Annotated in this window: 23 protein-coding genes; 13 read left to right on the top strand and 10 right to left on the bottom strand. The window is 67.6% G+C overall.

What is annotated here, in order from left to right; translation table 11 throughout:
- Nucleotides 1-10: 10 nt before the first annotated feature.
- Nucleotides 11-835, bottom strand: a complete 825-nt coding sequence (trhA, locus tag ACZ6IE_RS04980) for a PAQR family membrane homeostasis protein TrhA (RefSeq protein WP_464607041.1) — start codon at nucleotides 833-835, stop codon at nucleotides 11-13.
- Between the two features lie 69 nt (nucleotides 836-904).
- On the opposite strand from trhA, the gene ACZ6IE_RS04985 reads away from it, so the two are divergent.
- On the top strand, nucleotides 905-1,690 hold the full coding sequence (locus tag ACZ6IE_RS04985; protein ID WP_464607042.1) for an isoprenyl transferase: 786 nt from the start codon (nucleotides 905-907) through the stop codon (nucleotides 1,688-1,690).
- A gap of 108 nt (nucleotides 1,691-1,798) precedes the next feature.
- A complete protein-coding gene (locus ACZ6IE_RS04990) occupies nucleotides 1,799-2,935 on the top strand; it encodes an aminotransferase class V-fold PLP-dependent enzyme (protein WP_464607043.1) in 1,137 nt (378 codons plus the stop codon).
- 31 nt (nucleotides 2,936-2,966) lie between these two features.
- Here ACZ6IE_RS04990 and ACZ6IE_RS04995 read toward each other — a convergent pair whose 3' ends face one another.
- Nucleotides 2,967-3,962, bottom strand: a complete 996-nt coding sequence (locus tag ACZ6IE_RS04995) for an NADP-dependent oxidoreductase (protein WP_464607044.1) — start codon at nucleotides 3,960-3,962, stop codon at nucleotides 2,967-2,969.
- A 33-nt stretch (nucleotides 3,963-3,995) separates the two neighbouring features.
- Nucleotides 3,996-4,709: an SDR family oxidoreductase gene (locus ACZ6IE_RS05000; RefSeq protein ID WP_464607045.1), complete on the bottom strand. Its 714-nt coding sequence runs from the start codon at nucleotides 4,707-4,709 to the stop codon at nucleotides 3,996-3,998.
- 132 nt (nucleotides 4,710-4,841) lie between these two features.
- Between ACZ6IE_RS05000 and ACZ6IE_RS05005 the strand changes: the two genes are divergently transcribed.
- From ACZ6IE_RS05005 to ACZ6IE_RS05015, 3 genes are all read left to right on the top strand, one after another.
- Nucleotides 4,842-5,456, top strand: coding sequence for a TetR/AcrR family transcriptional regulator (locus ACZ6IE_RS05005; RefSeq protein WP_464607046.1), 615 nt, complete (start codon nucleotides 4,842-4,844; stop codon nucleotides 5,454-5,456).
- 202 nt (nucleotides 5,457-5,658) lie between these two features.
- Nucleotides 5,659-7,023 (top strand): PhoH family protein, encoded by a 1,365-nt coding sequence (locus ACZ6IE_RS05010; protein ID WP_464608583.1) that lies wholly within the window; start codon nucleotides 5,659-5,661, stop codon nucleotides 7,021-7,023.
- Nucleotides 7,024-7,337: 314 nt separating this feature from the next.
- Nucleotides 7,338-7,928, top strand: a complete 591-nt coding sequence (locus tag ACZ6IE_RS05015; protein WP_464607047.1) for an A24 family peptidase — start codon at nucleotides 7,338-7,340, stop codon at nucleotides 7,926-7,928.
- Between the two features lie 125 nt (nucleotides 7,929-8,053).
- Here ACZ6IE_RS05015 and ACZ6IE_RS05020 read toward each other — a convergent pair whose 3' ends face one another.
- Genes ACZ6IE_RS05020 through xseA form a run of 5 tightly spaced genes read right to left on the bottom strand, consistent with a single transcriptional unit; the run spans nucleotide 8,054 to nucleotide 12,484 of the window.
- Entirely contained in the window at nucleotides 8,054-9,481 is a 1,428-nt protein-coding gene (locus ACZ6IE_RS05020; protein ID WP_464607048.1) for a class II fumarate hydratase, read from the bottom strand.
- Nucleotides 9,478-10,119 carry a carbonic anhydrase gene (locus tag ACZ6IE_RS05025; RefSeq protein WP_077053600.1) on the bottom strand — a complete coding sequence of 214 codons (642 nt, stop codon included), beginning with the start codon at nucleotides 10,117-10,119 and terminating at the stop codon, nucleotides 9,478-9,480. The genes ACZ6IE_RS05020 and ACZ6IE_RS05025 overlap by 4 nt, the downstream gene beginning before the upstream one ends.
- A gap of 53 nt (nucleotides 10,120-10,172) precedes the next feature.
- Nucleotides 10,173-11,006 carry a DUF4245 domain-containing protein gene (locus ACZ6IE_RS05030; RefSeq protein WP_464607049.1) on the bottom strand — a complete coding sequence of 278 codons (834 nt, stop codon included), beginning with the start codon at nucleotides 11,004-11,006 and terminating at the stop codon, nucleotides 10,173-10,175.
- A complete protein-coding gene (locus ACZ6IE_RS05035; RefSeq protein WP_077053599.1) occupies nucleotides 11,003-11,236 on the bottom strand; it encodes an exodeoxyribonuclease VII small subunit in 234 nt (77 codons plus the stop codon). The genes ACZ6IE_RS05030 and ACZ6IE_RS05035 overlap by 4 nt, the downstream gene beginning before the upstream one ends.
- Nucleotides 11,237-11,278: 42 nt before the next feature.
- Entirely contained in the window at nucleotides 11,279-12,484 is a 1,206-nt protein-coding gene (gene xseA / locus ACZ6IE_RS05040) for an exodeoxyribonuclease VII large subunit (protein WP_464608584.1), read from the bottom strand.
- 259 nt (nucleotides 12,485-12,743) lie between these two features.
- Here xseA and ACZ6IE_RS05045 point away from each other — a divergent pair, with 259 nt between their 5' ends.
- Together ACZ6IE_RS05045 and ACZ6IE_RS05050 are read left to right on the top strand one after the other, a co-directional pair.
- Nucleotides 12,744-13,778, top strand: coding sequence for a 4-hydroxy-3-methylbut-2-enyl diphosphate reductase (locus tag ACZ6IE_RS05045; protein WP_077053598.1), 1,035 nt, complete (start codon nucleotides 12,744-12,746; stop codon nucleotides 13,776-13,778).
- Complete coding sequence (locus tag ACZ6IE_RS05050; RefSeq protein ID WP_464607050.1) at nucleotides 13,775-14,842, top strand: DUF6264 family protein; 1,068 nt, start codon at nucleotides 13,775-13,777, stop codon at nucleotides 14,840-14,842. The genes ACZ6IE_RS05045 and ACZ6IE_RS05050 overlap by 4 nt, the downstream gene beginning before the upstream one ends.
- Before the next feature lie 172 nt (nucleotides 14,843-15,014).
- Here the strand turns inward: ACZ6IE_RS05050 and fbaA are convergent, their stop codons facing one another.
- Entirely contained in the window at nucleotides 15,015-16,043 is a 1,029-nt protein-coding gene (gene fbaA / locus ACZ6IE_RS05055) for a class II fructose-bisphosphate aldolase (protein WP_464607051.1), read from the bottom strand.
- 163 nt (nucleotides 16,044-16,206) lie between these two features.
- Here fbaA and glpX point away from each other — a divergent pair, with 163 nt between their 5' ends.
- From glpX to ACZ6IE_RS05075, 4 genes are all read left to right on the top strand, one after another.
- Nucleotides 16,207-17,226, top strand: a complete 1,020-nt coding sequence (gene glpX, locus ACZ6IE_RS05060; protein ID WP_407668751.1) for a class II fructose-bisphosphatase — start codon at nucleotides 16,207-16,209, stop codon at nucleotides 17,224-17,226.
- Between the two features lie 236 nt (nucleotides 17,227-17,462).
- The gene (locus ACZ6IE_RS05065) at nucleotides 17,463-18,071 is read left to right on the top strand and encodes a PepSY domain-containing protein (protein WP_464607052.1); all 609 of its coding nucleotides are present in this window, start codon (nucleotides 17,463-17,465) and stop codon (nucleotides 18,069-18,071) included.
- Between the two features lie 84 nt (nucleotides 18,072-18,155).
- The gene (locus ACZ6IE_RS05070; RefSeq protein WP_464607053.1) at nucleotides 18,156-18,830 is read left to right on the top strand and encodes a response regulator transcription factor; all 675 of its coding nucleotides are present in this window, start codon (nucleotides 18,156-18,158) and stop codon (nucleotides 18,828-18,830) included.
- Nucleotides 18,823-20,229: a sensor histidine kinase gene (locus tag ACZ6IE_RS05075; protein ID WP_464607054.1), complete on the top strand. Its 1,407-nt coding sequence runs from the start codon at nucleotides 18,823-18,825 to the stop codon at nucleotides 20,227-20,229. Before ACZ6IE_RS05070 ends, ACZ6IE_RS05075 begins: the two co-directional genes overlap by 8 nt.
- A gap of 98 nt (nucleotides 20,230-20,327) precedes the next feature.
- On the opposite strand, the gene ACZ6IE_RS05080 is transcribed toward ACZ6IE_RS05075, so the two are convergent.
- Complete coding sequence (locus tag ACZ6IE_RS05080) at nucleotides 20,328-21,845, bottom strand: DNA recombination protein RmuC (protein WP_464607055.1); 1,518 nt, start codon at nucleotides 21,843-21,845, stop codon at nucleotides 20,328-20,330.
- 102 nt (nucleotides 21,846-21,947) lie between these two features.
- On the opposite strand from ACZ6IE_RS05080, the gene ychF reads away from it, so the two are divergent.
- Together ychF and ACZ6IE_RS05090 are read left to right on the top strand one after the other, a co-directional pair.
- Nucleotides 21,948-23,021 carry a redox-regulated ATPase YchF gene (gene ychF / locus ACZ6IE_RS05085; RefSeq protein WP_077053592.1) on the top strand — a complete coding sequence of 358 codons (1,074 nt, stop codon included), beginning with the start codon at nucleotides 21,948-21,950 and terminating at the stop codon, nucleotides 23,019-23,021.
- Between the two features lie 165 nt (nucleotides 23,022-23,186).
- Nucleotides 23,187-23,468: a type II toxin-antitoxin system RelE/ParE family toxin gene (locus ACZ6IE_RS05090; RefSeq protein ID WP_464607056.1), complete on the top strand. Its 282-nt coding sequence runs from the start codon at nucleotides 23,187-23,189 to the stop codon at nucleotides 23,466-23,468.

The raw sequence follows: 23,468 nt of genomic DNA on the forward strand, positions 1-23,468 counted from the left end.
CGCCCGGGCGTTACGCGTTGTAGGTCGGGGCGACGACGAGCAGCAGGATCGCCACCCAGTGGCACAGGAACGCCAAAACGGTGCACAGGTGGAACAGCTCGTGGAAGCCGAAGTGCCCGGGCCACGGGTTCGGCCGCTTCAGCGCATACATGATCGCGCCGCCCGTGTAGAGCAGCCCGCCGGCGATGACGAGGATCATCGTGAGGGCGTTCGACTCGAGGATGTCGCCGAGATACATGACGGCGGCCCAGCCGAGGGCGAGGTAGAGGAACACGTAGAGCCAGCGCGGCGCGCCGATCCAGAACACGCGGAAGGCGATTCCCAGCACAGTGCCACCCCACACCAGGCTGAGCAGCAGCGTGCCCTTGGCGGGCGGCAGCGCGAGCACGGCGATGGGCGTGTAACTGCCCGCGATCAGCAGGAAGATGTTGGCGTGGTCGATGCGCTTCAGGATGATCTTCGTGCGCGGCTTCCAGTCGAAGCGGTGGTAGAGCGCCGAGTTGCCGAAGAGCAGCAGCGACGAGACCATGAACACGGCCGAGCTCCACTTGGCCGGCGCCCCCTGGGCCACGCTGATGAGCACGATGCCGGCGACGAGGGAGACGGGCAGCATGCCCGCGTGCAGCCATCCGCGCCACGTCGGTTTGACTTCGGCGGCGTCGGCCGGTGAGGCGTCGATGAGCGGCAGGTTGGGTAGCTCGGGGCCGCTCGCGTCGTCGTGCGCGACGGCCCGGTCAGAGGCCGATACCGGATGGTCGAGACGGTCGCGCGTGTCTTCGATGGGGTCGCCCGAGTGCGCCGATTGCGGACGGTGCGGGGTGTTCTCCTGAGACATACCGTCAGACTACGACAGGTCGTATTCCGGTGAGCGGACTCTCACGGGATCGTGCACTAACGTAGCGATGTGAAAACTGGAGAGAATCGGCCCCGCCCGGGACTCCTGTACAACCTGTACCAGAAGCGCCTGCGCAAGGATCTGGTCGGGCATCAGCCGCCCGAGCACGTTGCCATGATCATCGACGGCAACCGGCGCTGGGCGAAACAGCTCGGCTACGAGACGGCCGCGCACGGGCACCGCGCGGGCGCCGCGAAGATGCGCGAGTTTCTCGAGTGGTGCGACGACATCGGCGTCAAGGTCGTCACGCTCTACCTGCTGTCGAGCGACAACCTCACCAACCGGTCGAGCGACGAGCTGAACGCCCTCGTCGAGATCATCGCCGACCTCGCCGAAGACCTGTCGCATTACCGCGACTGGCGCGTGAAACACGTCGGCTCGAACGCGGGCCTGCCCGAGCCGCTCGTGGGCGCGCTCGAGGCCGCCGAACGCCGCACGGCCCAGAAGAAGGGCCTGCACGTCAACCTCGCGGTGGGTTATGGCGGCCGCACCGAGATCGTCGACGCCATGCGCCGAATCGTCGAGAACCACCACCTGCAGGGCGGCGCGCTCGAGGAGCTCGCCGAGCTGCTGACCCCCGACCTGATCGGCGAGCACCTCTACACGGGTGGGCAGCCCGACCCCGACCTCGTCATCCGCACGTCGGGCGAGCAGCGGCTGAGCGACTTCATGCTGTGGCAGAGCGCGCACAGCGAGTTCTACTTCGTCGAGGCGCTGGGGCCCGACCTGCGCGAGGTCGATTTCCTGCGTGCGATGCGCGACTACACGCGGCGTCACCGGCGCTACGGCGGCTGAGCGACAGGTGTTCCGAGGTTGCCCGGCGATTGCCCGGCGGCTACCCGGTTCGAGGCATCCTCACGGCTACGGCAGGATTGACTCACACCCACAGCAAGGAGCACGCGCGTGAGCAGCATCGACGACTACCTCGCCGGATTCGGCGAAGAGCCCGGCTACCTCGACTACGGCCGCATCGGGCCGCTGTCCGAAGCCGTGCGCTCCGAGATGATGCTGCAGGCCGAGGTGTTGGGCCGCGCTCGGCACGGCAGCCTCGAACCGCTCCTCGACGCCGGCGATCGTTTCCACGAGGCCGTCTCGGTCATGACCGGGTTCCCGGCCGCGAACATCGTGACGCAGCCGAACACCTCGACGGGCCTCATGCACGTCATGTTCGGCCTGACGGGCGGCATCCTGCTCTCGCCCCACGAGTTCCCGAGCCTCACGTTCGCGGTTCAGCGCGCCGCCGAGAACATGCACGTGCTCGAGCCGACGTGGCTCGAGACCGACGGCGGACGCGTCACGCCCGCACGCATCCGCGAGCAACTCACCGACCAGACCGTCGCCGTGGCGGTGAGCCTCGTCGATTCGCGCACGGGCTACCTGTCCGACATCGAGGGCATCCGCCAGGTCATCGGCGACGACCGGTTGCTCATCGTCGACGCCATCCAGGGTTTCGGGGTCGTCGACGCCCCCTACGAGGTTGCGGATGTCGTGACGACGGGTGGCCAGAAGTGGATGCGCGCCGGCTGGGGAACGGGTTTCTTGGCCCTCAGCGATCGCGCCATCCACGAGCTCGTTCCCGTCTTCTCGGGCTGGACGGGCATCGAGGAGGACGACCCGACCGCCGGCGGGTGGGATGCCGTGTCCGAACCCGCTTCTGCGGCGCGCGCCTTCCAGACCACCAACGCCGACAAGGTCGCCGAGTCCCGCTTCGCGGCGGCGCTCGAAGACCTTGCCGCCGTGGGTGTGCCGCAGGTGAGCGCCCTCGTCGCGGAACGCACCGCGCAGGTCATCGACTTGGCCGACGAGTTCGGCGTGGCCGTAGCCTCCTCGCGTGCCGAACACGAGCGAGCGGGCATGGTCGTGCTCGACCTGGAGGACGACCAGCTCAACCCGCTGACGGCCAGCCTGCACAACCACGGGCTCACCGCGACGGTGCGCCAGGGGAGCGTGCGCATCTCGTGCCACGCGGGCACGACCGACGAGACGTTGACCATGCTGCGCGACGCGTTCGTGTCGTTCGGCACCGCCGTCACGTACTGAACTCGGCTCCCGCAGCGCGCTTCTCGTCGCGCTACGGCATCGTGATGACGGCTTTGCCGCGAACTGTGCCGGCCGCGACCTGGCGGAGCGCCTCGGGGGTGTCGTCGAACGCGAATGTCGCACCGACGAGGGGGTGGATGGCTCCGGCATCCACGAGCTTCGCGATGTCTGCGAGCTGGGTGCCGTTGGCCGACATGAACAGGAACTCGTAGTCGACGCCCGCCTTGGCTGCCTGGCGACGGATCTTTCCGCTCAGGCCGGCGATGGCGAGGCGCACGACCGGGTTGAGGCCGGCCCGTTTCGCGAACGCGGGTGTGGGTGGGCCCGAGATTCCGATGGCGAGGCCGCCCGGCGCGAGGACGCGCAGCGACTTCTCGAGCGTCTCGCCGCCCACGCTGTCGAGCACGAGGTCATAGCCCGAGAGCTGCTGCTCGAAGTCTTCGCTGCGGTAGTCGATGACGGTGTCGGCGCCGAGGCCGCGCACCAGCTCGGCGTTTGAGGCCGAGGCTGTGGTTGCGACGAACGCGCCCAGATGTTTCGCGAGCTGAATGGCGATCGAACCGACCGCCCCGGCGCCCGCGTGGATGAGGACCTTTTGCCCGGGCGTGACGTGGCCCCGCTCGACGAGCGCCTGCCAGGCCGTCAGGGCGACGAGGGGGAGTGAGCCCGCTTCGACGATGGAGACCGACGTCGGTCGGTGTGCGACATCCGCTTCGTCGATGGCGATGCGTTCGGCGAACGTGCCGATGCGGTGGTCGCGGGGGCGCGCGAAGATCTCGTCGCCGGGGGCGAAGTCACGCACCTGTGAACCCGTGCGGATGACGGTGCCGGCGACGTCGTGGCCGAGCGTGAGGGGCACCGGGTAGGGGAGGATCTGTCGGAACTCGCCGGTTCGCAGCTTCTCGTCGAGGTGGTTGACGCCCGCGGCACGCACGCGCACCAGAACGTCGTGGTCGCCGACGACCGGTTCGGGCACGGCGGCCTCGCGGAGGGGCTGGTTGTAGTCGTCGAAGAGGAACGCTCTCATGGTGGGTTTCCTGTCTGTGTGATCGGGTGGGGTTCAGGCGCCGTGCGTGCCGAGTTCGGGGTAGAGCGCCTCGAGCGGTGCACTCAGGGCGGCTCTGACACCGGCCGTCAGCTCGTCGCCGATGACCTCGTAGGCGCCCGCCTCGACCGCGGCGAAGACGGCATCGACGAGTTCGTTCGGGGTGAGCTTCGGCCCGTCGGCGTGTGCGGCCATGGCCGTGTCGACATAACCCATGTGCACGCCGACCACGTGCACGCCCTGCGGGTCGAGCTCGAGGCGCAACGAGTTGGTGGCCGACCAGAGGGCGGCTTTCGAGGCGCTGTACACGCCGCCGAAGGCGTACCAGCTCGCCACCGAGTGCACGTCGACGAGAACGGCCGAGGGCGCGGCGACGAGGGTGGGGGCGAAGGCGCGGGCGAGCAGAACGGGCCCGAAGAAGTTCGTCTCCATGTTGCGGCGGATGTCTTCTTCGCTGATGTCGAGCAGGCTGGCGCTCGGGGGATTGGCCCCCGCGTTATTGATCAACACGGTGATGTCGCCTGCCGCTTCGACGGCCGCACGGATGGATGCCTCGTCGGTGATGTCGAGGGGAAGGGGGACGATGCGCTCGTCATCCCACGTCTGTGGTGTGCGGGCACTGGCATAGACCTTCGCGGCGCCGCGGGCGAGGGCCTGGTGCACGAATTGCGTGCCGATGCCCCCGTTGGCTCCGGTGACGAGGACGATGGCGTCGGTGAGAGTGGGCATGGGGTTCGCTTTCTGAAGAGGCACGGGTGCGGGAGATCCGCGTGCGAGAATGATGACGAGCGATCTGAGCGCACCCGTTTCTGAGTGCGCTCAAAAGTGAGTACGCTCATACTCTACCCCTCGAGGACCGATATGCCCACCACTTCTTCGGCGCCCGGCCGGCGCGAGCGCAACAAGCAGGACAAACTCGACCGCATCACGGCCGCCGCACGCGAGCTTTTCTCGCAGCACGGCATCGACGATGTGACGACGCAGCAGATCGCCGACGCGGCCGATATCGGCACGGGCACGCTGTTCCTCTACGCCAAGACCAAGGGCGAGCTGCTGCTGCTCGTGCAGAACTCCGCCTACGCCGACGCCCTCGAACGGGGCACGGCCGCGGCATCCGCTCTCGACGACCCCCTCGACGCGATCATGGCGATCCTCACACCCGTCGTCGAATGCAACCGCACGCAGGTCGACAATGGCCGCACCTACCTGCGCGAGATCGTCTTCGGCGACCACGACGAACCACACCATCGGGATGCTGTGGGTTACTCACTGGCCACCGCGGAGGCCGTTGCCGCCGTGCTCACCCGTCTCGCCTCCGTCACGCCCGATGACGCGGCGACGCGCGCCCAAGTCGCCTCGGCCATCATGTTCACCACGCTGGCCGCGACCCCCAACGCGACGAGCAGCGTCGAGAGTCTCGTCGCCCAGATCCGGGCCCAGGTAGAGGTCATTCTGCCGCCCGTCTCCAAACGTTAATCTGACGGAAACCTGCTGCCACGCAAGAGTCTTGCCAACCGAATTACAACCGCGTAGTTTCATACTCATCGGGCATGGGGCCCGGTCGAGACGGCCACATAAGTTCGACTCGTAACCGCTTCGTGGCCGACTCGAAAAGAGATCCGGGCGCTCGCCGCCCGGGGTGGGAGTGGTTGTGGCCGCGCACGAAACCCAAGACATTCTGAGCACCACCGAGACGGCGGGCCAGGAGAGCCCCACCGCTTCGCGCAGGCGTCCACGCGGCGCCAAAACCGCCGAGAAGACCTATGTTCTCGACACGTCGGTCCTGCTGTCCGACCCCAAGGCGCTGTTCCGGTTCGCCGAACACGCCGTCGTCATCCCGGTGATCGTCGTCTCCGAACTCGAGGGCAAACGTAACGACCCCGAGATCGGCTACTTCGCCCGGCAGGCGCTGCGCATCCTCGACGAGTTGCGCGTGAAACACGAGCGCCTCGACTTTCCGGTGTCGGTCAGCGACGAGGGAGGAACCCTGCGCGTCGAACTGAACCACTCGAACATGCAGGTGCTGCCGAGCGGGCTGCAACTCAATGACAACGACTCGCGCATCCTGGCCGTCGCCATGAACCTGCGCGGCGACGGGCTCGACGTCACGGTCGTCTCGAAAGATCTGCCGCTGCGCGTGAAGGCCGCTTCGGTGGGCCTGGCGGCCGAGGAGTACCGCGCCGAGCAGGCCGTCGACTCCGGCTACACGGGCATGGCGGATGTCTCGCTCAGCGCCAACGAGATGAGCGACCTCTATGAGACCGAGGTGGGGCTGTCGCGGCAGGTCGAGGAGTTGCCCGTGAACACGGGGCTCGTCATCCACTCGGAGCGCGGTTCGGCGCTCGGACGCGTGACCGGACGGCGCGAGTTCAAGCTCGTGCGCGGCGACCGCGACGTCTTCGGCCTGCACGGGCGTTCGGCCGAACAGCGTCTCGCCATCGACCTGCTGCTCGACTCGGAGGTCGGCATCGTGAGCCTGGGAGGTCGAGCGGGGACGGGGAAGTCGGCGCTCGCCCTGTGCGCGGGCCTCGAGGCCGTGCTCGAACGGCAGCAGCACAAGAAGATCATGGTGTTCCGCCCGCTCTACGCGGTGGGCGGTCAGGAGCTCGGCTACCTGCCGGGCGACGCGGCCGAGAAGATGAACCCGTGGGGCCAGGCCGTGTTCGACACGCTCGGTTCGGTCGTGTCGAACAACGTGCTCGAGGAGGTCGTGGAGCGGGGCATCCTCGAGGTGTTGCCGCTCACGCACATCCGCGGGCGTTCGCTGCACGACGCCTTCGTGATCGTGGACGAGGCGCAGTCGCTCGAACGCAACGTGCTGCTCACGGTGCTCAGCCGCATCGGTCAGAACTCGCGTGTGGTGCTGACGCACGACGTGGCTCAGCGCGACAACCTGCGGGTCGGCCGGCACGATGGTGTCGCGTCGGTCATCGAGGCGCTGAAGGGCAACCGGTTGTTCGGGCACGTGACGCTCAGCCGGTCCGAGCGGTCGGCCATCGCGGCGCTCGTCACCGAGATGCTGGAGGGCAACGAGCTGGCTTAGCCGCTCTTTCTTCCGTCCGTCCGGTCGGCTCCTGCGGGGGTCGGCCGGACGTTTTCGTGGGCTTCGCGCTCGGCGAATCGTTCTCCACAGGCCGGTTTTCGACGCGGTTCTGTGAACAATGTCTGGGGGAGCCGAGCTGCTCCTACGGTTACGGCATGTCCGTCACCTCCGCCCTGCCTCAGCCGCCTCGCCCGCAAGCGCCTCGCGCTCGAATGCCTCGCGTGAACGTGCCGCGATCGCACATGCCCCGCCAGCGAGTGCCGCGCTCGCACATGCTTCGTCTGCAAGCGCCGCGCTCAAGAATGCTTCGACGTGTGAGTAGCGGCGCAGGAGGAGTCTGGCTGCCGTCCTCCGGCGCCGTGGTGGCGCTCATAGGTGCTGTGCTCGTCGCCGGAGGTGTCCCGCCCGGCGTTGCGCTCATCGCCTACGTCGCCGCGGTCTCGGTGCCTCTCACGCAGGCGGATGTCCTGTTCCACCGTCTCCCCAACCGGTTCACCGTGCCGGGGCTCGCGCTCGCCGCCTGGAGCGTCCTCGCCGGCTCGCTGAGAGCCCTGGACCAGCCGCTCTCCGAGGGCGGGGAGACCCTCGTCTGGATCCTGCTCGGTTCCCTCGTCTACGGGGCGTCGTGCGCGCTGGCCTGGTGGTTCGGCGGTCTCGGCTTCGGCGACGTCAAGCTCGCCTTCCTGCTGGGCGCCGCGGCGGGCTCGGTCGGCTTCGGCGTCGTCGTCCTCGCGGTCGGTCTGGGCGTCTGCGGCGCGTTCCTCGGCGGCCTGGGTCGTGTGGCTCGAGTCACGCGCAAGCGGGGTGGGGCGATCGACGGTGGGAGCAGCATCCCCATCGGCCCTGCGCTGATCGTCGGCTTCTGGCTGGCCTTGGTCGCCGAGAGATGCTGGGGCACGTGGTGACTGCGCTGGCGCGGGAAGCGCCTCCGGGTGCGCGAGGCAGCGGCAACTCGAACGAACGAGGGCCCCGATCTCTCGGGGCCCTCGGAGGGTGCGCCGCAGAGGCGGCGGTTACGCGTGAACCGGATCTAGCCGGGGTGCGTCATGCTCAGCAGGTCGAGCTTCTCGTCGAGCTGCTCCTCGCTGATCTCGCCGCGCTCGACGTAGCCGAGGTCGACGACGGCTTCGCGCACCGTGATCTTCTTGGCCACGGCGTGCTTGGCGATCTTGGCGGCGGCTTCGTAGCCGATGATCTTGTTGAGCGGCGTCACGATCGAGGGCGACGATGCGGCCAGGGCCGTTGCGCGCTCGGCGTTGACCTCGAGGCCGTCGACGGTCTTGTCGGCGAGCACTCGCGAGGCGTTGGACAGCAGGCGGATCGACTCGAGCAGCGCCGTGCCCATGACGGGGATGGCGACGTTGAGCTCGAAGGCGCCCGACGCACCCGACCACGCGATGGTGGCGTCGTTGCCGATGACACGCGAGGCGACCATGAGCACGGCCTCGGGGATGACGGGGTTCACCTTGCCCGGCATGATCGACGATCCGGGCTGCAGGTCGGGGATGTGCAGCTCGCCGAGACCCGTGTTGGGGCCGGAGCCCATCCAGCGCAGGTCGTTGCAGATCTTGGTGAGGCTCACGGCGATGACGCGGAGAGCGCCAGAGGCATCCACGAGTCCGTCGCGGTTGGCCTGAGCCTCGAAGTGGTCGACGGCCTCGGTGATGGGCAGCTCGGTGTCCTCCTGCAACAGCTGGATGACCAGCTGAGGGAAGCCCTGAGGCGTGTTGATGCCCGTGCCGACGGCCGTGCCGCCGAGCGGAACCTCGGCGACGCGGGGGAGGGCCGTGCGCACGCGCTCGATGCCCAGGCGGATCTGGCGCGCGTAGCCGCCGAATTCCTGGCCCAGCGTGACGGGGGTCGCGTCCATGAGGTGGGTGCGACCCGCCTTGACGACGTTCTTCCACAGTTCGGCCTTCTTCTCGAAGGCGACGGCCAGGTGGTCGAGAGCCGGGATGAGGTCGTCGATCAGAGCGCTGGTCACGGCGATGTGCACAGAGGTCGGGAAGACGTCGTTCGAGGACTGGGAGGCGTTGACGTGGTCGTTGGGGTGGACGGGCTGGCCGAGGCTCGTCGTCGCGAGCGAGGCGAGCACCTCGTTCATGTTCATGTTCGACGACGTGCCGCTGCCCGTCTGGTAGACGTCGATGGGGAATTCGCCGTCGTGGTTGCCGGCGATGACCTCGTCGGCGGCACGGGCGATGGCTTCGGCGATGCCCTGGTCGAGCACACCGAGGCGCGCGTTGGCGGTGGCGGCGGCCTTCTTGATGCGCGCGAGGGCAGCGATCTGGGCGGGCTCGAGGCCGGCACCCGAGATCGGGAAGTTCTCGACGGCGCGCTGCGTCTGGGCGCTGTAGAGCGCGTGGGCCGGAACCCTCACCTCGCCCATGGTGTCGTGCTCGATGCGGTATTCGGTGTGAGAGGTGGTGACCACGTTGTTCCTGTTCTCGTCGCTCATGGCTGGTGAGTGTCAGCGTTGCCCACGATAACATCGGCGATCGCCGTGCCGTCGAGCAGACGGTAGTTGGCGCCGACGATGGCCAGCACGCCGCGCGCGACGTGGTCGCTGATGATCTCGGAGCGCTCCAGCATCTCGGCGACGGTGTCGCGCAGGTGCTCGCGGCCGACCTCGAGCGCGTTCACCTGGTCGTCGGCGGGTTCGCCGCCCGTGACGCGGCGCACGGCCGGCACGATCTGCTGGATGATGCCGTCGATGTGGGGCGGCAGCGGTTCGGCGCCCGGCACCTGCGAGTCGATGGCAGCGCGCACGGCCCCGCACTCGTCGTGCCCGAGCACCACGATGAGTGGAACGTTCAGCACCGTCACGGCGTACTCGAGCGATCCGAGCACCGAGTCCGAGATGACCTGGCCGGCGTTGCGCACGACGAACAGGTCGCCGAGGCCCTTGTCGAAGATGATCTCGGCGGCCAGACGCGAGTCCGAGCATCCGAAGAGCGCCGCACTGGGCGTCTGGCTGTGCGCGAGAGACGCGCGGTGTTCGACGTCTTGGCGGGGATGCTGCGGCTCGCCGTTGACGAAGCGCACGTTTCCGCGCACCATCTCGGACCAGACCTTTCCGGGGCGTTTCGTGGGCATCGGGACTCCGTTTTCTCTCGAGGGAACAGACGCGGGTGTGACAGAAGCTCTAGCTAGGAGGCAGGCGTGGTGGCGGCCGGCGTCGGCGTGGCCGACGCGCGATCGGCGTTGGCCCGGATGTCGGACGTGATGCCAGAGGCAACCTCCTCGAACTCGGCATCGGTGCCGGTTCCGAAGATGATGTAGGTGCTGCCGCCCGCCTCGGTGGTGAGCGCGTATTCGAGGTTGCCCAGGTCGTCGCTCGAGCCGCGGTTGTCGTAGACCGTCCATTCGATGCCGTCGATCGTGGTCACGCCCGTGGCCGTCGACTGTTCGAGCTGCTGCCCGACCCAGGTGGGGTTGGCGTCGAAGCCCTGTGTGAGCCCGATGAAGTCGTTGCCCGGCGCGATCAGGCCGATGTTCCACGACGCCACGCCCGCGGCCTTGCTCGTGCGGATTTCGGCGTAGTTCGCGCTCCACGTGTCGGGCAGCTCGGGGTCGGCCAGGATCTGAGTCTGCGATTGCTGCGTCGTCTGCGCGACCTGCGAATAATCGATGTCGGGATGCAGCGGCTTATCGCTGCGGGGCACGGCGAAGACGATGACCACGACCACCGCGACGGTGACGAGCAGCGAGAAGACCAGGTTGTTGACGGTCTTGCGCATGCGGTATTTGCGCGAGTCTTCGGCCTTGCGGGCGGCCGTCTCTTCGGGCGTCTCGGGCCGGCCGAGCTCGGCGACCACGCGCTGGCGGCGGCGTTCGTCACGCTGATCTGCTGGCGTGCCACTGCGAGGTCTCGGCGCGCCGGGTGTGCTGGCGCGGGGGGAGTCGACACTGGAGGAGTCGACGCGGGGGGAGTCGATGCCGTTGGTGCCGGCGTTCGGGTCGCTCGGCGGGTTGGTGCTCATTCGGCCGATGCCGCCGCATTCTCGTCGTGGGCCGCGCGCGCCTTGTCGAGGCGAGCCTTGGCGCCGATCAGCCAGTCTTCGCAGCGGCGGGCCAGTGCCTCGCCGCGTTCCCACAGCGCCAGCGACTGCTCGAGCGTGGCCGACCCCTGTTCGAGTTCGGAGACGACGCGGACGAGTTCGTCGCGCGCCTCTTCATAGCTGAGTTCTGCGACGTCGGGGGTGCTGGCCATGCCCCCGATTCTACTCGGCTGAGGGCGGGCGGATGGCCGGGGTCAGACGCTCGGGCGGCGCGGGTCTGCGGCATCCGCCTCGCCCGTCGAACCGGAGGACGTAGCGCCGATCGAACCCGTTGCGAGCGTCAGAGTGAGGGCGATGCCATCCGGTGCGTCGGCGGCGTCGCGCAACACGTGACCCGAGGGCAGCTGCGCGATCGCATAGCCACGGTCGAGCGTGCGCTGCGGCGACAGGGCGCGCAATTCGGAGCGCAGGCGGGCGGTCTCGGTGGACGCCTTCTCGAGCGCGCGGTCGACGAGCTCGGCACCGCGCGCCACATAACGCGTGAGGTCCTGCGAGCGCTGGTCGACGATCCAGGCGCTGGAGGCGAGGGCGGGGCGCGACCGCAGCTGTTCGACGCGGTGGATCTCGTGCTGCAGGTAGGTCGTGAGCCGCACGGTGAGGCGGCTGCGGGCCTGTTGCACGCGCGCGAGCTCCTCCGAGACATCCGGAACCACGCGTTTGGCCGCGTCGGTGGGTGTCGAGGCGCGTAAGTCGGCGACATCGTCGAGGAGCGGGCGGTCGGCTTCGTGGCCGATGGCGCTCACGAGCGGCGTGTTGCAGTCGGCGGCCGCGCGCACGACGCGTTCGTCGCTGAAACCCAGCAGGTTCTGGAAGTCGCCGCCACCGCGCGCCACGATGATGACCTCGACCTCGGGGTCGGCGTCGAGCGTGCGGATGGCTGCCGAGACGTCGGCGACGGTGCGCTCACCTTGCACGGCGGCATGCACCACGCGGAAGCGCACGGCGGGCCAGCGCAGTTGGGCGTTGCGCAGGACGTCTTTCTCGGCATCCGAGTCTTTGCCCGTGATGAGGCCGATGCAACCGGGAAGGAAGGGGAGCGGTTTCTTGCGCGACATGTCGAAGAGCCCCTCGGCTTTCAACTGCGCGCGCAGGCGTTCTAGGCGTTCGAGCAGGTCGCCCAGGCCGACGTGTTTCATGTCGAAGACCTGCATGGTGAGCGAGCCGCCCTTGACCCAGTAGTTGGGCTTGACCATGGCGACCACGTGATCGCCCTGCTTCAGGTCGGACGGGATGCGTGATTTCACCGACGACCACACCGTGAACGAGATGGTGGCGTCGGCATCGAGGTCTTTGAGTTTTCCATAGACGTTTCCGCCCGAAACGCCCCACTGCGTGATCTCGCCCTCGACCCACACCGAGCCCAGGCGATCGATGTATTCGCGCAGTTTCTGGCCCAACATCGACACGGGCCAGGGATGTTCGGCCGACGGCCCGCTCGGCGCGGCGGGGTTCGCGGATGCCTGAGCGCCGGCCCGCTGCGACCCGGAAACCTCGTCGGCACCCCCGCCAGGGCCCGTGTTTGCGCGGAAAGACGGCCCCGTCGTGCTCGGGCTTCGACCCGTCGTCGACCGTTCGGCAGCCATGCGTTCCTCCTCTAACCTCACGCCCAGCGGCAGCGCCTAGAATCGAAGGGTGAGTGACGCAACGATCAGCCTGCCAATGCCCCGGATCCCAGGCGCACGGGCGAGGCTCAAGAATACCCCGGTTCAGGGCGAGAAGAAGGTTCTGCTCGCTGCCCCCCGCGGCTACTGTGCCGGCGTCGACCGCGCCGTCATCGCCGTCGAGAAGGCGCTCGAGCAATATGGCTCGCCCGTCTACGTGCGCAAACAGATCGTGCACAACATCCACGTGGTGTCCGAGCTCGAGAACAAGGGCGCCATCTTCGTCGATGAGGTCGACGAGGTTCCGCCGGGCGCGCACATCGTGTTCAGCGCTCACGGCGTGTCTCCGGCCGTGGTCAACGCGGCGCAAGACCGCGGGCTGCTCGCCATCGACGCCACGTGCCCGCTGGTCACCAAGGTGCACCGCGAGGCCGTGCGGTTCGCGCGCGACGACTTCGAGATCTTGCTGATCGGCCACGAAGGCCACGAAGAGGTCGAGGGCACCGCCGGTGAAGCTCCCGACCACGTCACGCTCGTCAACAGCCCCGACGACGTTCCCAACATCCACGTCAAAGACCCCGATAAGGTCGTGTGGCTGTCGCAGACCACGCTCTCGGTCGACGAGACCATGGAGACTGTGCGCCGCCTGCGCGAGCGCTTCCCCAACTTGCAAGACCCGCCCAGCGACGACATCTGCTACGCCACGCAGAACCGTCAGGTGGCCATCAAGAAGGTCGCGCAGGACTCCGATCTCGTGATCGTCGTCGGCTCGGCCAACTCGTCCAACAGCGTGCGCCTCGTCGAGGTCGCGCTCGAATACGGCGCCAAGGCCGCCTACCGCGTCGACTACTCGCACGAGGTCAAGCAGGAGTGGTTCGACGGCGTGAAGACCGTCGGCGTCACCTCGGGCGCCTCCGTGCCCGAAGAGCTCGTGCAGGAGCTGCTCGAAGACCTCGCCACGGCGGGTTACCTCGACGTCGAGCAGGTCAAGACGGCCGAAGAAGACCTCATGTTCTCGCTTCCCAAGGAACTGCGCACCAACCTGAAGGGCCAGCGCGAAGCGCGTGCGCTCGGCGGGCGGGTCTCTTCGTGAGCGGCGACCGCGACACGACAGACACCACTCCTTCCACGACCGGCCCGGTGACGGGCGACGGTTCGCCGCAGCCCGGTGATGCTCCCGAGACGGGTGCAGTTTCCGGCGTGCCCACCGACGCACCCGAAACCGGGAAGACGTACGGCGAGACCGTCGACGCGGCCGCGGCTGCTGCGGCGGCATCCGGCTCGGCGACCGGTTCCGCCTCGGCTTCCCGTCCGGCGGCTGGAGCGCCCGTTCGTCCCGAACGTCCGGCGTTCGGCGAATACGCGACACCCGAAGAGCAGCGTGCCGCCATCCGCGTGCCGTTCGACACCGAAGAGGGCGTTCCGGTCGTAGCCGACGCCGACGCCCCCGTTGCGCCCGTCGACCACGATGGTCACGCGGCATCCTCACCCGCCAGCTATGGCGAGCGGGTGGCGGGTGCGCAGCGACCGACTCCGCAGCCGACCGGGCAGGACGCGCCTTCCACCTCTGGGTCGGGCTCGTCGAAGCCGTCTCGTGCTACGGGACGCGGCAACGGAGCAACGCCCGGCAGTGGCTCTGGCTCTGGCTCTGGCACCGCCAGCGGTTCCGGCACAGGAACAGGCTCCGGTTCGGCCAACGGCAAGCAGGCCCCCGGCGGATTCTTCGCAAACGCATTCGGCGGCAGTTCGCCGGCCGCGGCCACGGCCGACCGCTCGGCCGACGGTGTCGCCCCCGCCCGCCGCGACCGTCTCATCACCTACATCCTGCTGGCCTTCGGTCTGCTCGCGGTGCTCAACTCGGTGAGCGGCATCTCGGCGCTCCCCGTCTCGGTCAAGCAGGCGTTCGAGCAGATGAACGTCACGGCCACGCCGCCCACCGACCTGCTCATCACGCTCGGCTGGATCACGGCCGCCATCCATGCCGTCATGTGGGTCGTCGCGTTGCTCTGGTCGCTGAGCGCCATCCGGCGAGGAAAGCTCAGCTGGTGGATCCCCGTGTTGTGCGGCGTGATCTTCGTCGTCATCGCCACGGTCGTCATCTTCGCGGGCTTCGCATCAGACCCGACGATCATGGACGCGGTCATCCAGCGCGGCTAAGACACGACAACTCGCCCGGCCCGACGAATGGGTCAGGCACACGCTTGGCGCCGCGAGCACACGCGGAGCGCGAGCAGCAGCTTCGGCATTAACGACGAACGCCCCGCGGATGCATCCACGGGGCGTTTATCGTTGCGGGTCGGCCGCGCATCGCACGCGGCCGACCGAGGGTTTAGCGCGAGATGGCGTTTCCGGCGGAACCGAGCTGGCGCGTGGCGTCGACGACGCGCGCGGCCATGGCGGTTTCGGCGATCTTGCCCCACGAGCGCGGGTCGTAGACCTTCTTGTTGCCCACTTCGCCGTCGACCTTGAGGAAGCCGTCGTAGTTCTTCAGCACGGTGTCGGCGATCGAGCGGCTGAACGCGTACTGCGTGTCGGTGTCGATGTTCATCTTGATGACACCGTTGCGCACGGCCTCGGCGATCTCGTCGTCGGTGGAGCCGGAGCCGCCGTGGAACACGAGGTCGAGCGGCTTGGGGCCGTGGCCATACTTGGCGGCCAGGCCGTCCTGGATCTCTTTCAGCAGCTCGGGCTTGAGCTTGACGTTGCCGGGCTTGTAGACGCCGTGCACGTTGCCGAACGTGAGGGCGGCCATGTAACGGCCCTTCTCGCCGAGACCCAGGGCCTCGACCGTGGCGATCGCGTCGTCGAGCGTCGTGTAGAGGTGCTCGTTGATGTCGTGGCTGACACCGTCTTCTTCGCCGCCGACGACGCCGATCTCGACCTCGAGGATGGCGTTGATGGCCTTGGTGCGGGCGATCATGTCTTCGGCGATGCGCAGGTTCTCGTCGAGGGGAACGGCCGAACCGTCCCACATGTGCGACTGGAAGATGGGGTTGCGGCCGGCCTTGACCTCTTCTTCGCTCGCGGCGATGAGGGGCATGACGAAGCCGTCGAGCGCGTCCTTGGGGCAGTGGTCGGTGTGCAGCGCGACCGTGATCGGGTAGTTCTTGGCGACCTCGGTGGCGAACTTGGCGAAGGCGATGGCGCCGGCCGCACGGTTCTTGACGGTCTGGCCGGCGAAGTAGTCGGCACCGCCCGTGGTGACCTGGATGATGCCGTCGGAGCCGGCCTCGGTCAGGCCCTGCAGCACGGAGTTGATGGTCTGCGAGCTCGAGACGTTGACCGCCGGGAAGGCGAAGCCCTTCGTCTTGGCGGTGTCGAGCATCTCGGCGTACTGCTCTGGGGTGGCGACGGGCATAGATTTCTCCTTCGAGATCGGACTACTGCAGCCAGTTTAGTGATCGGGGTGATGTCGCGCAGTGCGCACGCGGAGTGCACGTTCGTGCGGGGCATCCGATCTGACCGGTGCTCGCGAAATGACGGCGGCTAGGCTGGGAGTGGGCCCCCAGCACCTGATAAATATGCAGCCGATGTATCGATCGAATCAGAGGATTCCCGTGACGCAAGAAACACAAACCCAATACCTGCACCCCGACCGCAACCTCGCAATGGAGCTGGTGCGAGCGACCGAGGCGGCAGCCATCCGTGCCACGCCGTGGATCGGCCGGGGCGACAAGAACGCCGCCGACGGTGCCGCGGTCGACGCCATGCGCAAGTTCCTCGGAACGGTCAACTTCGAGGGCGTCGTCGTGATCGGCGAGGGCGAGAAGGACCACGCGCCCATGCTCTACAACGGCGAACAGGTCGGTAACGGCTCGGGCCCCGCGTGCGATATCGCGGTCGACCCCATCGACGGCACGAGCCTCACCGCAGCCGGCCGCCAGAACGCGCTCTCGGTCATCGCCGTCTCCGACCGGGGCAGCATGTTCGACCCGTCGGCCGTGTTCTACATGGACAAGATCGTCACCGGGCCCGAGGGCCACGGCGTCATCGACATCTCGCGCCCCATCGGCGAGAACATCCGCGCGCTGGCGAAGGCCAAGGGCAAGAGCGTCGAAGAGATGCGCATCGCCGTGCTCGACCGCCCCCGCCACGCCAACCTCATCGAGGAGATCCGCGAGGCCGGCGCCGGCACCCGACTGCTGCTCGACGGCGACGTCGCCGGTGGCATCAACGCGGCCCGCTACGAGTCGCGCATCGACATGTGCGTCGGCATCGGCGGAACGCCCGAGGGCATCATCACGGCTTGCGCCGTCAAGGCTTTGGGCGGCCTGATCCAGGGCAAGCTCATGCCGAAGGACGACGCCGAGCGCGAGAAGGCCATCGCGGCCGGCCACGATCTCGACCGCATCCTCACGGGTGACGACCTCGTGCGCGGCGACAACACCTACTTCGTGGCGACCGGCGTCACCAACGGCGAACTGGTGGCTGGTGTGCAGCGCAAGGGTCCGATCATCCGCACCGAGAGCCTCGTGCTGCGGTCGCGTTCGGGCACAGCGCGTCGCGTGGTGGCCGATCACCTCGTCGAGAAGTGGCTCTAAACGTTCGCGTGAACTGAACGTTCTTCTGAATTGAGTGTTCTTCAGAACTGAGTGGATGTCGCACCGCTGGCTTCGGCCCGGTGCGACATTCGCGTTAACGGGTGCGTACGTGCCCCGTGCGGTCGCTTCGCGCTTTGAGCTCGCGAGTTTCTGGCCGCTTCAGGTTGGCTTCAGCGTCGGTTCGAGAGGCTCTCTTCATGCCCGCAACAGGGCAGCGAACCACGAAGGAGCATCCCATGCAGAAGAAGACCAAGATCATCACCGCCTCGGCCATCACCGCCGGAATCGTGCTGGGTGGCACGGGCATCGCCTACGCGGTCACCGACGGGTTCGAGGGCTCGGATGCCGTGACCGGCGCCGACCTCGACCGTGCGTCGAAGGCTGCTGTGAAAGAGGTCGGTGGCGGCGAGGTGATCGACGCCGAGCGTGACGACAACCGCTACGAACTCGATGTGCTCGGCTCGGATGGTGTCTCCTACGACGTCGTCCTCGACGACTCGTTCACGGTGCTGTCTTCGCGCGCCGACGGCGACGACGACCGCGCGCGAGTGTCGGGCGGCGCGGGCTCCGGCTCGTCGTCGACCGGCTCTGACTCCGACGACACCGCAACCGAGGGTTCCTCGGGGCAGACCGGTGCGTCCGTCGACAAGGATGACCTGGTCGGCGACGAGCTGGCGAAGGCATCTGAGGCCGCCATCAAGGCTGCCGGTGGCGGTACCGTCGTCGACGCCGAGCGCTCTGACGACGCCGACCACCGCTTCGAGGTCGAGGTGCGCCTCGAGGACGGCACCGAGGTGGATGTCGACCTCGACGAGTCCTTCGGCGTCGTGCGCTCGCAGCGCTAACCTCTGGCGCCTGAGCGTGTCGAATAGTCTGAAACCCGGCCCCAGTCATCCCGATGACCCCCTCTGATGCGAAGCAGGTGACACATGCGCGTTCTCGTGGTCGACGACGAGAAGAACCTGCTGCGTGCCATCGAGGCTGGGCTCGAGGCCGAGGGTTTCGCCGTGGACACCGCGACGAACGGTGTCGACGGCCTGTGGCTGGCGCGCGAGAACGAGTATGCGGTCATCGTGCTCGACATCATGCTGCCCGGCATGAGCGGCTATCGCATTTGCGAGCAACTGCGGGCCGACGAGAACTGGACGCCCGTCATCATGCTCACGGCCAAGGATGGCGACCTCGATCAGGTCGAGGCGCTCGACACGGGTGCTGACGACTACCTCACGAAACCGTTCTCGTTCCAGGTGCTCCTGGCTCGGCTGCGGGCGCTGATCCGCCGCGGCGGGGGAGAGCGGCCGACCCTCCTGACGGTCGGCGATCTCACGCTCGACCCGGCGTCCCGACGCGTCACGCGCGGCGGCGTTCCGATCGACTTGACGACGCGCGAGTTCAGCGTGCTGCAGTTCCTGGCGTCACGGCCGGGTGAGGTTCGCTCGAAGAAAGATGTCCTCGGCGGCGTCTGGGACTTCGACTTCGAGGGTGACCCCAATATCGTCGAGGTCTACATCCGCACGCTGCGCAACAAGGTCGACCGTCCGTTCGGGCGCGCGTCGATCGAAACGGTGCGCGGCGCGGGCTATCGATTGGTCGCGGATGTCTGAGCGCGGGCAGGACGGCGGGCACACCCCCAAGCCTCTGCGAAAGCGTCGGCTGCGGTCGGTGCGGGCGCGCATCACGGTGATCGCGAGCGTTGTCGTCGCCGTCACGGTTTCCGCGGGCGCGGTCGGTTTCGCTGTCGTCCTGCAGTCCACGTTGTTTGAACAGGCGACCGTCGCCGCCGAAGCCCAACTCGACCGCTTCGAATCGTTGATCGATGCGTCGGGCCCGTCGGCGCTGAACGACGCGGATGGTTTCGCTCAACTCGTCGGCGACGACGGTCGTGTGCTCGCGGCATCCGACGACGCTGACGAGGTTCCGGCGCTCGCCGACTCAGAGTTCGAGGGTGGCCGCGAGGCAACCCTGCCCGAGGACGACGACCCGGTCTTCATCGTGTCCTCCGAGGTCGACGACGGCGTGTTGGTCGTCGGCGTCGATGATGAGGCCCGACGCGAGGCAATCTCGACAACGGCTCTTCTGCTGCTCGCCGCTCTGCCGCTGCTGGTGGCGCTGGTTGCTGTGACGTGCTGGGTGGTGGTGGGCCGCGCCTTGCGCCCCGTGGACCGCATCCGCCGCGAAACCGAGGGTGTTTCGGCCGCCGATCTGAGCCGCCGCGTCGGTGTGCCGGGCACGGGCGACGAAATCGACGCGCTGGCGGTGACGATGAACCGCATGCTCGAGCGTCTCGACAACGCGCAATCGCGCCAGCGCCGTTTCGTCTCGGATGCTTCGCACGAGCTGCGTTCCCCGATCGCGTCGTTGCGCCAGAGCTCCGAGGTCATGTTGCGCTACCCGGGCCGCGTGCCGGTCGAGGAGTTCGCCCGAACCACGTCCGAGGAGTCGCAGCGCATGGCCGACCTCGTCGAGGGCCTCCTCTTGCTGGCTCGCGCCGACGAGCACGGTCTGGCGCTCTCAACCGAGCTCATAGACCTCGACGATCTCGTGCTGGCCGAGGCGTCCCGGCTGCGCGCACTCGTGGCGGCCACGTCTGCGGACACACCTGCCGACGGAGTCCAGTCGCTTCCGATCGTCATCGACGCGCGCGGTGTGTCTGCGGCTCAGGCGCCGGCGGACGCGCGTCTGATTGCGCGGGTGCTGCGCAACCTGGGTGACAACGCGCTTCGTCACGCCCGCTCCCGCGTCTGGCTGTCGTCGTCGGTTCAGGGAAACGTCGCGGTTGTGTCTGTCGCAAACGACGGCGCGAACATCTCGGATGCGGACAAGTCTCGCGTCTGGGAGCGCTTTGAGCGTCTCGACGACGCCCGTTCCCGCGATCAGGGTGGCTCTGGGTTGGGCCTCTCGATCGTCGCTGAGATCGTGTCGGCTCACGGCGGCTTCGCCCAGGTCGTGGATGTCGAGGGCGGCGGCGTTCGCTTCGAGATCCGCTTGCCGCTGCAGCGTTAGGTCGCCGCGTCGCCATTCGCGCCGCTGAACTAGGAGGTGCGTTACTAGGGATGCGCGTCTCGCGGAAGCATGACGCGACGCCCCTTACTGCTAGCGGCTTATTCGCCCGCTCGCGCATTCATGTCATCGACAATTTTCTCGCTCATTCGAGAGTTCGGGTTGTCATCGGTTGTGTCAGCGGCCCGCGACCGAACGTCTTCGGGGATGCGCCCGTCGTGCTCACGGGGTGCAACATCCGAATCGCCGTCCTTCGAGCGCTCCGAGGGCTCGTCCGCGCTGTGCGCAATGAGTTCGTACGCGGTCGCTTTGCGCGTCGGCTCGTCGATGACGGTGAGCTGTGGAATGATCTTCGTCTCGTCGAGCGCTGACAGCTTGCGTGCACTCGGCAACACCTGTCGTTCGAGCGAGCCGACGAAGCCGTTGTAGTCCTTCACGCTGCGTTCGAGTGAGCGCCCCAGTTTGTCGATGTGGGTCGCGGTCGTGGCGAGCCGCCCGTGCAGTTCGCGTGACAGGTCGAACAGCTGCTTCGCCTCGGCGGTGAGCACGTCTTGCTGCCAGCTGAACGCGACGGTCTTCAGCACCGACCACAGCGTGACGGGGGAGGCCAACGCCACCCGCTTCGAGAACGCGAACTCGAGCAGCGACGGGTCGCTCTCGAGCGCCGACGAGATGAGCGACTCGCTCGGGATGAACGCGATCACGAGTTCGGGGGAGGAGGGCAGCCCCTGCCAATACGTTTTGCTGCCGAGCGCCACGATGTGCTCGCGCACGGCCTTCACGTGGGCGGCGAGGAGCGTGTGGCGGCGTGCCTGCTCGGCGGCCGAGGCATCCATGCGGATGCTCGTGGCTTCAAGGTAGGCCGTGAACGGAACCTTGGCGTCGACCGCGATGTTCTTGCCACCGGGAAGGTGCACGACCATGTCGGGGCGACCGGCCCCGGCGTCGGTGACGATGTTGGCCTGCAGGTCGAAGTCGACGCGCTCGATCAACCCGGCGGCCTCGACAACCCGGCGCAGCTGCGTCTCGCCCCACACACCACGCGTGTTGTTGGCGCGCAACGCCGAGGCGAGCGTCTCGGCCGTCGACCGCAAGCGCTCCTCCGATTCGGTGGCCGAGCGCAGCTGCTCGCTGATCTGACCGTGCTGCGCGCTGCGCTGCTCTTCGAGCTCGGCGACCTTGCGCTGCATGGCCGCCAGTGTCTCGTTGACCGGCGCGAGGGCCTGCAGGACGCGGCTCTCGGCGCGCTCCTTCTCGGCCTGCTCGAGCCGCTCGGCGCGGTGGCGCTCGACCAGCTCGCGATACTGCTCCTGAGCCGCACCCAACTGCTCGTCGAGCGCGGACATCGTCGCCTGCGCCGCCGCCAGTTGCTCGCGCAACGCGCCGCGCCGCTCGGACTCCTCGGTGAGAACCCGCTGGATCTCGGCGGCGTGGCGGGCCTCGAGAACGGAGGCCGCGGCATCCGCTTCGATGCTGCCGCCGCTGGCCGAGCCGTAGCGCCCGCCGGCCCCGAAACGCCCACCGCTGCGGCCCAGAACCGTGGCGAGCATGAGACCCAGCACGACACCGAGAACGGCGCCCGCGAGCAGGCCGAGGATGAGTGCAATGAGGGGGTCCATGGGTGAAGCATCGCAGCGACCACCGACATCGGCGGGGAGGTGGGCGCGCGTCGGGCGACGGCGGCGGACGTCATGCGGCAATCACCGGTACGATAGACCCCCGTGGCTCTCACTATCGGAATCGTCGGACTTCCCAATGTCGGCAAATCGACCCTCTTCAACGCGCTGACCAAGAACTCGGTGCTCGCGGCGAACTACCCGTTCGCCACGATCGAGCCGAACGTCGGTGTGGTGAACCTGCCCGACCCGCGCCTCGACAAGCTCGCCGAGATCTTCGGCTCCGAGCGCATCATGCCCGCGACCGTGTCGTTCGTCGACATCGCCGGCATCGTGCGCGGGGCCAGCGAAGGTGAGGGCCTGGGCAACCAGTTCCTCGCGAACATCCGTGAGGCCGACGCCATCGCCCAGGTCGTGCGCGGCTTCAGCGACAGCGACGTCGTGCACGTCGACGGTGCGGTCAACCCGGCCAGCGACATGGAGACCATCAACACCGAGCTCGTGCTCGCCGACCTCCAGACCCTCGAAAAGGCCGAAGCTCGCTTCGAAAAAGAGGTCAAGGGCAAGAAGCTCGAGCCCATCGTGCTCGAAACGGCGAAGGCCGCCCGCGAATACCTCGACACCGGCAAGCCCCTCTCGTCGTCCACCATCGACCTGGCCCCCGTGCGCGAGCTCGGCCTGCTCACGGCCAAGCCCTTCATCTACGTCTTCAACGTGGACGAGCCCATCCTGCAAGACGCCGCCAAACTGGATGAACTCGCCGCCCTGGTCGCGCCCGCCAAGGCCGTCTTCCTCGACGCCAAACTCGAATCCGAGCTCATCGACCTCGACGAGGCGGATGCCGCAGAGATGCTCGAGTCCACCGGCCAGACCGAGTCGGGCCTCGACCAGCTCGCCCGCATCGGCTTCGCCACGCTCGGCCTGCAGACCTACCTCACGGCGGGCCCCAAAGAGTCGCGCGCCTGGACGATCCCGCAGGGCGCCAAAGCCCCTCAGGCCGCCGGCGTCATCCACACGGACTTCGAAAAGGGCTTCATCAAGGCCGAGGTCATCTCCTTCGACGACCTCGTCGAGACCGGCTCGGTCGCCGAGGCCCGCTCCAAGGGCAAGGCCCGCATGGAAGGCAAGGACTACACCATGCAGGATGGCGACGTGGTGGAGTTCCGCTTCAACGTCTAAATCGGAGATCTCCGGAACAAGAACTGAAGAATCCAGACTTTCGAGGCTGCGTGAACCTGAGGCCGGAAATTCGCCGCGTGGTAATCGAGACCCACGCGGTCGAACTTCAAAAGCTGAAAAATATAACGCTATGCGTTAATAACGCCTAGCGTTATACTGGGGGTCATGATCCAGTCGTTTCGAGGCCGCGCAGCCGAAGAGTTGTGGACCACGGGACGCTCGCGCAAGCTCGACTCGACAATCTTGCGCGTTGCGCTGCGTAAGCTCACAATGCTTCACGCAGCTCATGAGCTCCGTGACCTGAAGGTGCCGCCCGGGAACAGGCTCGAGCCGCTTTCGGGTGATCGACGGGGTGAGCACAGCATTCGAATAAACGATCAATGGCGCGTGTGCTTCGTGTGGACCCCCGGAGGCCCGTCCGATGTCGAGATCACCGACTACCACTAG

It is taken from the genome of Okibacterium sp. AC114 (assembly GCF_979253355.1).

Coding starts and splice junctions, on each gene's coding strand:
- trhA (WP_464607041.1), bottom strand. CDS start 835: ATGTCTCAGGAGAACACCCCGCACCGTCCGCAATCGGCGCACTCGGGC.
- ACZ6IE_RS04995 (WP_464607044.1), bottom strand. CDS start 3,962: ATGAGAGCGTTCCTCTTCGACGACTACAACCAGCCCCTCCGCGAGGCC.
- ACZ6IE_RS05000 (WP_464607045.1), bottom strand. CDS start 4,709: ATGCCCACTCTCACCGACGCCATCGTCCTCGTCACCGGAGCCAACGGG.
- ACZ6IE_RS05005 (WP_464607046.1), top strand. CDS start 4,842: ATGCCCACCACTTCTTCGGCGCCCGGCCGGCGCGAGCGCAACAAGCAG.
- ACZ6IE_RS05020 (WP_464607048.1), bottom strand. CDS start 9,481: ATGAGCGACGAGAACAGGAACAACGTGGTCACCACCTCTCACACCGAA.
- ACZ6IE_RS05025 (WP_077053600.1), bottom strand. CDS start 10,119: ATGCCCACGAAACGCCCCGGAAAGGTCTGGTCCGAGATGGTGCGCGGA.
- ACZ6IE_RS05030 (WP_464607049.1), bottom strand. CDS start 11,006: ATGAGCACCAACCCGCCGAGCGACCCGAACGCCGGCACCAACGGCATC.
- ACZ6IE_RS05035 (WP_077053599.1), bottom strand. CDS start 11,236: ATGGCCAGCACCCCCGACGTCGCAGAACTCAGCTATGAAGAGGCGCGC.
- xseA (WP_464608584.1), bottom strand. CDS start 12,484: ATGTTGGGCCAGAAACTGCGCGAATACATCGATCGCCTGGGCTCGGTG.
- ACZ6IE_RS05045 (WP_077053598.1), top strand. CDS start 12,744: ATGCCCCGGATCCCAGGCGCACGGGCGAGGCTCAAGAATACCCCGGTT.
- fbaA (WP_464607051.1), bottom strand. CDS start 16,043: ATGCCCGTCGCCACCCCAGAGCAGTACGCCGAGATGCTCGACACCGCC.
- glpX (WP_407668751.1), top strand. CDS start 16,207: ATGCAGCCGATGTATCGATCGAATCAGAGGATTCCCGTGACGCAAGAA.
- ACZ6IE_RS05065 (WP_464607052.1), top strand. CDS start 17,463: ATGCAGAAGAAGACCAAGATCATCACCGCCTCGGCCATCACCGCCGGA.
- ACZ6IE_RS05070 (WP_464607053.1), top strand. CDS start 18,156: ATGCGCGTTCTCGTGGTCGACGACGAGAAGAACCTGCTGCGTGCCATC.
- ACZ6IE_RS05075 (WP_464607054.1), top strand. CDS start 18,823: ATGTCTGAGCGCGGGCAGGACGGCGGGCACACCCCCAAGCCTCTGCGA.
- ACZ6IE_RS05080 (WP_464607055.1), bottom strand. CDS start 21,845: ATGGACCCCCTCATTGCACTCATCCTCGGCCTGCTCGCGGGCGCCGTT.
- ACZ6IE_RS05090 (WP_464607056.1), top strand. CDS start 23,187: ATGATCCAGTCGTTTCGAGGCCGCGCAGCCGAAGAGTTGTGGACCACG.